This is a genomic window from Rhizobium sp. CNPSo 3670, assembly GCF_057784555.1.
The window spans coordinates 24974-36612 of record NZ_JBXSOL010000036.1; the positions used below are offsets into that span (position 1 = coordinate 24974).

The 11639-nt window shown below is 60.1% G+C and carries 11 protein-coding genes and 1 pseudogene; 3 read left to right on the forward strand and 9 right to left on the reverse strand.

Annotated elements, in window-relative coordinates; genetic code table 11:
- Positions 1–9: 9 nt before the first annotated feature.
- The 7 genes from AC13QO_RS25985 to AC13QO_RS26015 form a co-directional block, all read right to left on the reverse strand.
- On the reverse strand, positions 10–963 hold the full coding sequence (locus tag AC13QO_RS25985) for a peptide ABC transporter ATP-binding protein (protein WP_488542284.1): 954 nt from the start codon (positions 961–963) through the stop codon (positions 10–12).
- The gene (locus AC13QO_RS25990) at positions 960–1976 is read right to left on the reverse strand and encodes an ABC transporter ATP-binding protein (RefSeq protein ID WP_085777038.1); all 1017 of its coding nucleotides are present in this window, start codon (positions 1974–1976) and stop codon (positions 960–962) included. Before AC13QO_RS25990 ends, AC13QO_RS25985 begins: the two co-directional genes overlap by 4 nt.
- Positions 1976–2866 (reverse strand): ABC transporter permease subunit, encoded by an 891-nt coding sequence (locus tag AC13QO_RS25995; RefSeq protein ID WP_488542285.1) that lies wholly within the window; start codon positions 2864–2866, stop codon positions 1976–1978. The genes AC13QO_RS25990 and AC13QO_RS25995 overlap by 1 nt, the downstream gene beginning before the upstream one ends.
- 9 nt (positions 2867–2875) lie before the next feature.
- Positions 2876–3880: an ABC transporter permease subunit gene (locus tag AC13QO_RS26000; RefSeq protein WP_097598967.1), complete on the reverse strand. Its 1005-nt coding sequence runs from the start codon at positions 3878–3880 to the stop codon at positions 2876–2878.
- An 86-nt stretch (positions 3881–3966) separates the two neighbouring features.
- A complete protein-coding gene (locus AC13QO_RS26005) occupies positions 3967–5562 on the reverse strand; it encodes an ABC transporter substrate-binding protein (protein ID WP_097598968.1) in 1596 nt (531 codons plus the stop codon).
- A 333-nt stretch (positions 5563–5895) separates the two neighbouring features.
- Positions 5896–6378 carry an iron-responsive transcriptional regulator RirA gene (gene rirA, locus AC13QO_RS26010; protein ID WP_430957012.1) on the reverse strand — a complete coding sequence of 161 codons (483 nt, stop codon included), beginning with the start codon at positions 6376–6378 and terminating at the stop codon, positions 5896–5898.
- Between the two features lie 217 nt (positions 6379–6595).
- On the reverse strand, positions 6596–8092 hold the full coding sequence (locus AC13QO_RS26015; RefSeq protein WP_020920434.1) for a CoA-acylating methylmalonate-semialdehyde dehydrogenase: 1497 nt from the start codon (positions 8090–8092) through the stop codon (positions 6596–6598).
- Positions 8093–8255: 163 nt separating this feature from the next.
- Between AC13QO_RS26015 and AC13QO_RS26020 the strand changes: the two genes are divergently transcribed.
- Together AC13QO_RS26020 and AC13QO_RS26025 are read left to right on the forward strand one after the other, a co-directional pair.
- Entirely contained in the window at positions 8256–8567 is a 312-nt protein-coding gene (locus AC13QO_RS26020; protein ID WP_488542286.1) for a putative quinol monooxygenase, read from the forward strand.
- Positions 8567–9448: a LysR family transcriptional regulator gene (locus AC13QO_RS26025; protein ID WP_285195948.1), complete on the forward strand. Its 882-nt coding sequence runs from the start codon at positions 8567–8569 to the stop codon at positions 9446–9448. The genes AC13QO_RS26020 and AC13QO_RS26025 overlap by 1 nt, the downstream gene beginning before the upstream one ends.
- On the opposite strand, the gene AC13QO_RS26030 is transcribed toward AC13QO_RS26025, so the two are convergent.
- Positions 9445–9612 (reverse strand): hypothetical protein, encoded by a 168-nt coding sequence (locus tag AC13QO_RS26030; RefSeq protein WP_020920431.1) that lies wholly within the window; start codon positions 9610–9612, stop codon positions 9445–9447. The two genes, AC13QO_RS26025 and AC13QO_RS26030, sit on opposite strands and share 4 nt — an antisense overlap.
- Before the next feature lie 36 nt (positions 9613–9648).
- On the reverse strand, positions 9649–10086 hold the full coding sequence (locus AC13QO_RS26035) for a DUF4174 domain-containing protein (RefSeq protein ID WP_183706654.1): 438 nt from the start codon (positions 10084–10086) through the stop codon (positions 9649–9651).
- Between the two features lie 209 nt (positions 10087–10295).
- Between AC13QO_RS26035 and AC13QO_RS26040 the strand changes: the two are divergent.
- A pseudogene (locus tag AC13QO_RS26040) lies at positions 10296–10658 on the forward strand (transposase); the annotation flags it as partial.
- Positions 10659–11639 lie beyond the last annotated feature (981 nt).

Genomic DNA, 11639 nt, shown 5'->3' on the forward strand with positions numbered 1-11639 from the left:
GGCTTCCGCTCAGTCGAGCGGGAAATGACAGGCATATTGTTGTGCGCCTTCTCCACTTAATTCGGGAGAAACCTGGCGACAATAGTCCTGCGCCTTCCAGCAACGCGGGTTGAAGTGGCAGCCGGACGGCGGCTTCAGAGGCGACGGCAGTTCGCCCTGCAGACGGATGCGGGTCTTCTCGCGCTCGGGGTCGGCGATCGGGGTCGCCGACAGCAGGGCGGCCGTATAGGGATGGCGCGCCCGGGCGAAGACTTCGGCGGCGGGACCGGTTTCGATCGGGCGACCCAGATACATCACCATTATCTCGTCGGCGATGTGGTGGACCACCGAGAGGCCGTGCGAGATGAAGAGGTAGGCAAGGCCCATCTCTTTCTGCAGGTCCATAAGCAAGTTCAGCACCTGCGCCTGGATCGACAGATCAAGGGCCGAAACTGGCTCGTCGAGCACCAGCACCTTCGGCCGCAGCATCAACGCGCGGGCAATGGCGATGCGCTGGCGCTGGCCGCCGGAGAACATATGGGGGTAGCGGCCGTGATGCTCCGGGCGCAGGCCGACACGGGCCATCATCTCCTCCACCTTGCGGCGGCGGGCGCTGGCATCGAGATCGGTATTGATCTTTAGCGGTTCTTCCAGGATCGCACCGACCTTCTGGCGCGGGTTGAGCGAACCGTAGGGATTCTGGAAGACGATCTGCACCTGGCTGCGCAGGCTGCGGTCGCCGACCCGCGCCGGCTTGCCGTCGATCAGCAATTCGCCGGCCGTCGGATCCTCGATCATCGTGACCAGACGGGCAAGTGTCGACTTGCCGCAGCCGGACTCACCGACGACGGCAAGTGTCTTGCCGGAATGGAGGCTGAAGCTGACGCCGTTCAGCGCCTTGACCGTGGCGTCGGCTTTGAAGAGGCCGCGGTTGACGGTGTAGAAACGGGCGAGATCCCTGCCCTCGAGAACAGCGCCCGTCATACCAGGTCTCCTGCAGTTTCAACGCGCATGACACCGGGATGGCCCAGCGGCTTGCCGTCCTTCAGTGGATAGTTGCACAGCGCCCGGCCGAGTTCGGGCCCCTGGCGCACGACACCGCGCTCGCATTCGACCGTGGCATAGCCGCAGCGCGGGGCGAACAGACAGCCCGTCGGGCGGCCGTGCTGGCCGGGAACGACGCCGGCGATCGAGGGAAGGCGCTGGCCGACTTCGGCGCGCTCAGGCAAGGCGGCAAGCAGGGCTGCCGTATAGGGGTGGTGCGGGTCACGGAACAGTGCCTTCACCGGCTGCTCCTCGACCTTCTGACCGGCATATTGCACCTGTACGCGCTCGGCGGTTTCGGCGACGACGCCCATGTCATGAGTGATCAGCACCAGCGCCATGCCCTGCTCCTTCTGCAAGCGCACGAGCAGATCGAGGATCTGCGCCTGGATCGTCACGTCGAGCGCCGTCGTCGGCTCGTCTGCGATCAGGAGCTTCGGATTGCAGGCGAGCGCCATGGCGATCATGACGCGCTGGCTCATGCCGCCCGACATCTGGTGCGGGAAGTTCGACAGGCGGTCTTCGGGTGCTGGAATGCCGACGAGACTCAAGAGTTCGATCGAACGTTCGCGGCGCTCTTTCCGGTTGAGGCCCATATGGACGCGCAGGGTCTCGCCGAGCTGGAAACCGACAGTGAAGCACGGGTTCAGGCTCGACATCGGCTCCTGGAAGATCATCGCCATCTCCTTGCCGACGATCCGACGGCGCTGGCGGCCGGAGATGCCGCGCAGATCCTTGCCGTCGAACTGCATGCGGTCGGCGGTGATTCTCGCCGTCCACGGCAGGAGCCCCATCAGGGCCAGCATGGCGACGGATTTGCCCGAACCGGATTCACCGACGACCGAGAGGATCTCGCCCTTGTCGCAGGTGAGCGATACGCCATCGACCGCGCGGAAAAGACCGGATGACGTCTGGAACTCGACAGTCAGATTTTCGATTTCGAGGAGCGGCATCACGACCTCTTCAGTTTGGGGTCAAGCGCATCGCGCAGGCCGTCGCCCATCAGGTTGATGGCAAGAACGGTGATGAGGATGGCAAGACCCGGAAATGTCACGACCCACCAGGCACGCGAGATGAATTCGCGGGACTCGGCGAGCATGGTGCCCCATTCGGGTGTCGGCGGCTGAGCGCCCATACCGAGAAAGCCGAGGGCGGCGGCATCGAGAATCGCCGCCGAGAAGGCAAGCGTCGCCTGAACGATCAGCGGCCCGAGACAGTTCGGAAGGATCGTCTTGAACATCAGGCGGAGCGTGCCCGCGCCGGCGACGCGCGAGGCGATCACATATTCCTTCTCACGCTCGGAAATGACCGAGGCGCGGGTCAACCGCACGAAATGCGGCTGGTTAACCAGCGAAATCGCGATCATCGCGTTGGTAAGGCCAGGTCCGAGGACCGCCACCAGCACGAGCGCGAGCAGCAGCGACGGAAAGGCCAGGATAATGTCCATCAGGCGCATGATGGCGGTATCGATCCGGCCGCGGAAATAGCCGGCGACGAGGCCGATCAGGACACCACATATGACCGAAAGCGTGACGACGACGACGCCGATGAAGAGCGAGAAGCGCGCGCCATAGATCAGGCGCGAGAGGATATCGCGGCCGACGGCATCCGTTCCGAGCGGAAAGGAGGCGTGGCCTCCTTCCATCCAGGCCGGCACTGCCAAGAGCACTTCACGATTCTGCTCGTTCGGCGCATGCGGCGCAAAAACCGGTGCAAAGATCGCAACGACGAGGATGATGACGAAAACAACGAGGCCGATGACGGCGCCCTTGTTGCGGGAAAAATAATGCCAGAATTCCGCAAGAGCGGATGGCTGGCCGGTTTTGATGGTGACCGTGCTCATGGACCGCTCCTAGTGACGAATGCGCGGATTGATGAAGCCGTAGAGGACGTCAACAACCAGATTGACCAGCATGATGACGCCGGCGATCAGGAGAAGGCCGCCCTGGACCACCGCGTAATCACGCTTGAACACCGAATCGACCATCCATTTGCCGATGCCCGGCCAGGAGAAGATCGTCTCGGTGAGGATGGCGCCTGCAAGAAGGACACCGATCTGTAGGCCGATCGTGGTGATGACGGGAATCATTGCATTGCGCAGTGCATGCACGCCCACGACGCGCAGCGGCTTCAAACCTTTCGAGCGTGCGGTGCGGACATAGTCCTCGCCGAGAACCTCGAGCATGGCCGAGCGCGTCTGGCGGGCGATGACGGCGAGCGGGATGGTCGCCAGCACGATGGTCGGCAGAATGAGATAGCTGACGGCCGAAGCAAAGGCCCCTTTCTGACCTGACAGCAGGCTGTCGATCAGCATGAAGCCGGTCACCGGCTTGAAGAAATACATCAGCGAAATGCGGCCCGAAACCGGGGTCCAGCCGAGATAGCCGGAGAAGAAGATGATGAGCAGCAGACCCCACCAGAAAATCGGCATGGAATAACCGACGAGGGCGACACCCATCACGCTCTGATCGAACCACGTGCCTCGCTTGACGGCCGCAAAGACGCCGGCGGGCACGCCAAGACAGACCGCAAGGATGATGGCGCAGAAGGACAGTTCCAGTGTTGCCGGAAACAATGTCAGGAATTCGCCGAGAACGGGCCGCTTGGTGACGATCGAGGTGCCGAGATCGCCCTGCAGCACTTTTCCGAGATAGTCGAAATACTGCATATACATGGGCCGGTCGAAACCGAGATCGTGCATGATCTGGGCGTGCCGCTCCGGCGCCATCACGCGTTCGCCCGAGAGCAGCATGACGGGATCTCCGGGCAGCAGGCGGATGAACGAGAAGGCAATTAGGGAAACGCCGAGAAATGTCGGGATCAGCACCGCAAGGCGGCCGATAAAAAAACGCAACATGGCAGATGTCCAATAGTTTCCGGCGGTCAGGAGGTCCTGACCGCCGGCTGCGCCCAGCTATGCCGGGCATTCTTACATTATTCTTGTTATTCGGATACGTCGACGCCGTCGAAACGGTGAATGCCGAGCGGGTCCATCTTGAAGCCCGAGACCTTCTTGCTCATCGGAACGAAGACGAGCGAATGGTCGAGGGTTGCCCAGGGGGCTTCCTTCTTGAAGATCAGCTGCGCCTGCTCATAGGCCTTTGTGCGCTCGCCGACATCGGCCGTCAGCTTCGCCTTGGTCATGAGGTCGTCGTATTCCTTGTTGCACCACTGAGCGCGGTTGTTGCCGCCGACGGCATCGCAGCCGAGCAGCGTATCCATAAAGTTGTCGGGGTCGCCATTGTCACCCGTCCAGCCGAGAATGACGGCGCCATCGCGCTTCACGTCTGAGGAGAGCTTCAGATACTCGGCCCATTCATGCGTGACGATCTCGACCTTGACGCCGATCTTGGCGAAGTCGGCCTGGATCAGTTCGGCAGCGCGGCGCGCATTCAGCATGTAGGGGCGCGATACCGGCATCGCCCAGACCTTCATGCTGAGATCCTTGACGCCGGCCTCGGCCAGAGCCTTCTTGGCCGCGTCCGGATCGTACTTCTCGTCCTGAACGGCGTCGTTATAAGACCACATGGTCGGCGGGATCGGGTTCTTGGCAACGGTGGCCGCACCCTGGAAGACCGCGTCGACGATCGCCTGCTTGTTGATCGCCGAATTCAGTGCGCGGCGGACTTCCGGCTTGTCGAAGGGCGCCATCTGCGTGTTGTAGGCAAGGTAGCTGACGTTGAGGCCGGGCTGCTCCAGGACGGTCAGATTTTCATCCTTCTTCAGTTCGGGAACATCGGCGGCATTCGGATAAGGGATCAGGTGGCACTCGCCGGCCTTCAGCTTCTGAGCGCGCACGGCAGCGTCAGAGGTGATCGCGAAAACCAGATCGTCGATCTTTTCCTTGCCCTTGAAATAGGTCTCGTTCGCCTTGTAGCGGATGACGGCATCCGGCTGATAGGCGACGAAGGTGTAGGGGCCGGTGCCGAGCGGCTGCTGGTTCAGCTGCGCCATCTTGCCGTCGGCGGCAAGCTTGTCGGCATATTCCTTGGACATGATGGAAGCGAAGTCCATGGCGAGGTCGGCCAGGAACGGCGCTTCGGGATGGTTGAGCGTGAACTTTACCGTAAGGTCATCGACCTTCTCGACCGACTTGATCAGTTCCGGGAAGCCCATGCCGGCGGCGTATTCGTAAGAACCGCCCTCGACATACTTGTTCCACGGATTGTCGGACTTCAGCTGGCGCTCGAAGGAGAACACGACGTCGTCGGCGTTGAAATCGCGCGTCGGGGTGAAGAAGTCGGTAGTCTGGAACTTGACGCCGGGATGAAGTTTGAAAGTGTATTCCTTGCCGTCGTCCGAAACGCTCCAGCTGTCGGCCAAACCAGGTTCGATCTCGGTGCCGCCATGCTTGAATTCGACGAGGCGGCTGTAGACGGTGCGCGAGGACGCGTCGAAGGTCGTGCCTGCCGTATAGAGGCTCGGGTCGAAGCCTTCCGGCGAACCCTCGGAGCAATAAACAAGGGTCTTGGACCAGGCGGACGTCGCCATGACCGAAATCAGGGCCGTCGCTGCCAGCATGACAGAGATCTTTTTCATAATATTGTTTCCCGGTTGTTCTTTTTTGATGTCTGGAGACCCGTAGGCATCCCGATCGACGGTCGATGGAACGACATTTATCTACTGAAAGCAACGGCCTACGGAGAAAATTTTTCCAGCTGGACAATTTTAGAAATTTTTGGTCAAAAATCAGCCTTATTCGGAAATATTCGGACAAAAATGTCCGGGATTTCGTCGCATTTTGGATAATTGCGCCCTCTCAGCAGCGCATGTTGGACATTTCAGCACCCTTATGCGCAAGCGGACGGCGCAAACAAAAACCGCAATCGCCGAGGCAACCGCGGTTTCATAAGTCAGACCTGTTTCTTCAAATCAGGCGGCGGGGGCAACGGCCGCCGGCTTGCGGTAGTGCTGCTCGCCGGTAATTCCCAGCAGGAAATTGATCTGAGGACGGGCTTTGACGAGGTCGTCGATCGAATATTCCGAAAGCACGCCGAAGAAGGCGTTCAACGCCTTGCGCAGCGCCGAGTTCAAGCCACAGCTGTCGACCAGCGGGCATTCGACCATGCCGTCGTCTTCGAAGCATTCGGCCATGGCGAAACTGTCTTCCGTGACCCGCACGACGTCGAAGAGCGTGATTTCGGCCGCCGGTTTGCCCAAACGCACGCCGCCGTTACGGCCGCGCACGGTTTCGACCAAACCCGCCTTGTTCAGCGGCTGCAGGATCTTGAAAAGAAAGAGTTCGGAAACCCCGTAGGCCTTGGCAATTTCCGGAATCCGGCTCAGCTGCCCTTCGTTGGCAGCACAATACATCAACATGCGAACCGCATAGTTGGTCTGCTTCGTCAACCGCATGCCGATCTCCTGACTCGTGCCTGTTCAGACGTATATAGGCGGTTTGGCAGTTTTGAACAATTCCAAAATATGAAATTCGCATTCAGCTTATGAGGCCATTTGCCGCGACATCAATCCTGCTCCGCGATCGTCTGGTTATAGTCCAAAATGGCCTGCCAACGCTCAAATGAAACGGGGGCCGAAGGCCCCCGCATTGTAGTTCGAACTGTCGCGCAGATCACTTCATCGTCGGCATGACGAACTCGGCGCCGCTCTTGATGCCGGAGGGCCAGCGCGCGGTGACCGTCTTTGTCTTCGTCCAGAACTTGATCGAATCCGTGCCGTGCTGGTTGAGGTCGCCGAAGCTTGAGGCCTTCCAGCCGCCGAAGGAGTGGTAGGCGAGCGGAACCGGGATCGGAACGTTGATGCCGATCATGCCGATATTGATGCGCGAGGCAAAATCGCGGGCGGCGTCGCCGTCGCGGGTGTAGATCGCAACACCGTTGCCATATTCGTGCTTCATCGGCAGCGACAGCGCTTCCTCATAGTTTTGGGCGCGAACGACGGAAAGAACAGGCCCGAAGATCTCGGTCTTGTAGATGTCCATCTCAGGCGTGACGTGATCGAACAGGCAGCCGCCGACGAAATAACCGTCTTCATAGCCCTGGAGCTTGAAGTCGCGGCCATCGACCACGAGCTTGGCGCCTTCCTCGACGCCACGGTCGATGAGGCCGCGAACGCGGTTATAGGCTTCCTTTGTGACGAGCGGGCCCATGTCGGCCTTGTCGTCGGTATAGGGGCCGATGCGCAGCGATTCGATCTTCGGCGTCAGCTTCTCGACGAGGCGGTTGGCGGTTTCTTCGCCGACTGGAACGGCAACCGAGATCGCCATGCAGCGCTCGCCGGCCGAACCATAGCCTGCGCCCATCAGCGCGTTGACGGCCTGATCCATATCGGCATCCGGCATGATGATCATGTGGTTCTTGGCGCCGCCGAAGCACTGGGCACGCTTGCCGTTCATGGCTGCCGTGCCGTAGACGTAGCGGGCGATCGGCGTGGAGCCGACGAAGGAAACGGCGCCGATATCGGGATCGGTGAGGATCGCGTCGACGGCACCCTTGTCGCCGTTGACGACGTTGAGGATGCCGGCCGGCAGACCGGCTTCGATCATCAGTTCGGCAAGACGGATCGGCAGGGAGGGATCGCGCTCGGAGGGCTTCAGGATGAAGGCATTGCCGCAGGCGATCGCCGGCGCGAACATCCACATCGGGATCATGCCGGGAAAATTGAAGGGAGTGATGCCGGCGCCGATTCCGACCGGCTGGCGGATCGAATACATGTCGATCGCCGGACCCGCGCCCTCGGTGAACTCACCCTTGGCGAGATGCGGGATGCCGCATACGAATTCGCAGACTTCGAGGCCACGAACGACGTCGCCCTTGGCATCCTCGATCGTCTTGCCGTGTTCTTTCGAAATCAATTCGGCAAGTTCGTCCATATGCTTGTTCAGGAGCTCGACGAATTTGAAGAAGACGCGAGCGCGGCGCTGCGGGTTGGTGGCAGCCCATTTCGGCTGCGCGGCCTTGGCGTTCTCGACGGCGGCGCGAAGCTCCTCGACGCTGGCGAGGGCGACGGTCGCCTGCACTTCGCCGGTCGCCGGATTGTAGACGTTGCTGACGCGGCCGCTGGTGCCGGCGACCTGCTTGCCGCCGATGAAATGTCCAATCTCACGCATGGATGTTCCTCCTGTTTGGATGGCCTATAATCGCACTTCAATTTGCACAAATCAACGCGTTGATATAAGCAACTGTTGTGCGCATTTTATAGCTCCGAGGCAGCGCTGCTGCTTCCGAACTTGCCGCGTCCTGCGGACAAGTCAAACTCAGAAAGGTCGACCGATGAGCCAAAATCCTGTCGTGCGAATGGCGGAGCTGGAGATCGCCGCCGAGAGGCTCGACGACTATCGGACGTTGCTTGCGGAGGAAATCGAGGCTTCGGTCGCGCTGGAAGAGGGTGTCCTTTCGCTCAGCGCCGTTTCCATGCGCCAGGTTCCAAACCGCGTTCGCATTCTCGAAGTTTACGCCGACCAAAAGGCCTATGAGGCCCATCTGCGGACACCGCATTTCCTCAAATACAAGAAGGAGACGGCCGGCATGGTGACGTCGCTGACGCTTATCGAGGTCGATCCGATTGCAATGCGGGCCAAGTGATGAACTGGGATGACGTTCGCATTTTCCTGGCCGTCGCCCGAACCGGACAGATCCTTGCCGCTTCGAAGCGCCTGGGGCTTAACCACGCCACGCTTTCGCGCCGGCTGACGTCGCTCGAAGACGCGCTGAAGACGCGGCTCTTCGTGCGCCGCACGAACGGCTGCGAGCTGACGGCCGAAGGCGGCATCTTCCTTAACGCCGCCGAGCGGATGGAAACCGAAATGCTCGCGGCGCAGGCCAATCTCGGCCACACCGACACGGCGATCGCCGGGACGGTGCGCGTCGGCGCGCCCGATGGTTTCGGCGTCTCCTTTCTTGCACCGCGCATGGGCAGGCTGATCGAGCGCCACCCAGCGCTGAAGATCCAGCTTGTGCCGGTGCCGCGCTCCTTCTCGCTGTCGCAGCGTGAGGCCGATATCGCCATCACGCTGGAACGTCCCGAACAGGGCCGGCTCGTCTCCTCCAAGCTGACGGACTATACACTTGGCCTCTATGCCTCACGCGACTACCTCGGCTCAAACGGAAGACCCGGCGATGTGGAGGCACTGAAGGCGCATCCGCGCATCGGCTATGTCGAGGATCTGATCTTCACCGCCTCGCTGAATTTCTCCGGCGAGGTAATGCGCAGCTGGGACGCCGGCTTCGAAATTTCGACGGCGATCGGCCAGACGGAGGCGGTGCGATCAGGCGCCGGCATCGGCATCCTGCATGATTATATCGCGCGGCAATATCCGGAACTGCAGCGCATCCTGCCTGACATTTCGATCCGGCGCGCCTATTGGACGACCTATCACGAAACGGCTCGCGACCTCGTGCGCGTCCGCAGCGTCGTCGATTTCCTGCAGGAACTCGTCGGCGCCGAGCGCCACATCTTCCTTTAAGTCGCCGAAACGTGCTTGGCCGGCTCGTCGTTTTCATCGGGATTGGGGACCGGCGCTTCATCGGGAAGTCGGTCCGGCTCCGGCTCGGTGATCGGCGGCACCGGCTTCCAGCCGGGTGCCGGCATTGGCGGCTGATCGGGAATGGGTTCGTTGGGCACGGACATGACCGCCTCCCTTTATGTTTGCGATGTTCGTCGGGGCTATTTATCCGACTTCAGCGTCTCGGCAGCGCGCATCGGCATGCTGTCGATGATGGCGAAGAGCTCGCCATTGGTGATCGGCTCGCTGACCTTGAGCTTGACGGTGCAGTCCTTGCCGACAAGGAAGGCGGCGAATTCACCCGTCTCCGGCGCATCGAGATCGCGGCGGATCATTTCGCCATCGAGGCCATCGGCAGCGCCGAAAAGCGCCCGCACCTTGCCGCCCGAGACCTTCAGCACCACCATATCGCGCTCATCGAGCGCGCTGCGGTCGGCCAGCAGCTGGTTTTCCTGGCGCGCCGCGCGGGCATTATCCCTGTCGGCGAAAAGAATGAAGACACGGTTCTTCCACTGGAAGGCGGCCAGGCTTTCGATTGGCGAATAGGCACTGTTCATCTCGTCAATCTTGGTCGCGGCGTAGAGAAGCGTTTTCGACATGCGTATTCTCCCTTGAGTGGAGAACGGTACGGGCACGTCAGGGTTCCATCGAGATGCCCAGGATCTAATTTTCATTCTGATGGCGGGCGTTAATACGGCGGATTTTGAACCGCGTCGAGTTTACTGAGCGTCGGAGGCTGCGCTGTAGTGAAATCAAATGATTTGGATTCGGAGCAGCAGATCAGTTCAACACTTACTTTTGGAGGTCAGGCAGCAAAGGCCATGCTCTAGTGGATTCCCTCCAGCTGCCGGTTCGTTACCATCTCGGCCTAGGGAAGCAGAACGATATGGGTCTGGTCTGCGATCTCGTTCGGGGACTGCCGGCCAAACAGGTGCTCGCCGATTGCGGCCAGGATGCCGGCAGCCTCCATCACATCCTCCTTCATCAGGGTGATGATCATTCCGCCGCGACGCCGCGGCAAGCATCAGCGTTGCTTACAAGCAGCGCTGGGGCGTCGAGAGTTACTTCGCCAAGCTCAAACAATGGGACGCCTCGCCATACGCTATGGCAAACTCGCAGCCAATTTCCTCGGCTTCGTCTAGCCGGCTCAAGCATCATGCTTTGGCTCGGACTATTTTGCCATTTCAGCTTGCAGGCATCCAAGATCCAATCGGTCTCGCCGCGTCTGGACCTTCGAGCCCCTCTCTGCTCTTATGCTTTGACAACATAATTTGGAGGCACAGTTGGCTAGCAATCTGTGGGATAATGAGCATGACGTCATCTCCGGCGCGAATTCGTTGGCTTCGATAAACACTTTGCATTTGTTGATGGATAAAGGCCTTATCTCGCGGGAAGACGCCGCCGGCGTTCTCACTAAGACTGCTAATCAGGTTCGCGAAGGTTGCGAGGATGGGCCAGATTCGGAACTAGGCGAACAAGTAGCGCGGAGATTTGAGGCAATGGCTGCTTGGTGTTTAAGTTATAACCCGAGCAGGTAAATTGCGGAGAAGGTACTGCCGAATCCGATCACGCAATCTAACGGTTTCCGCAAAATGTGTACGGCGCATAGTCGACGCGTTCGCCTCTTCTGGCTACAAGCTGATGCATGAACGATTCAAACGAACAGCACAAAAAAGACGACCGGCCAGCTAAGCCGCCGCTTCCTAACGGCGAGAAATTTTTCGATCCCTGGGAAGACGAATTTCGACGAGCATACAAGTCGGACGACAAGACGTTCGAGTATTGAAGCGAAAAGGCGTGCAGGACCCCGTCACGGCCTTGCTACGGCAAGGACGCGCGGATCTGTAATTCAAATCCCCGGGCGATCTCACATCATCGCGGTGCGGCCATCGACGAGTTCAATTCTCGGCGTTAGGGGTCCTGGCCCGCATTGAAAACAGGCCTGGCCTGAATTCACCGTCAGGCTGGCCTTTTGACTCGCCGATCCTTCGCTCGCATTACCAGCCTCAACTTTTCCTTTATTGAAGCGGATGCCCGGCGCAGTGTGGGCGGTCGGCCGAGTTTTACATGCTAGCCAAGGCCGTAAGTGAACAACATCTCGCCGTACTAGTCTAAGAGGCGATGCCGAAAATCTGAGCGAGCCCATCATTCC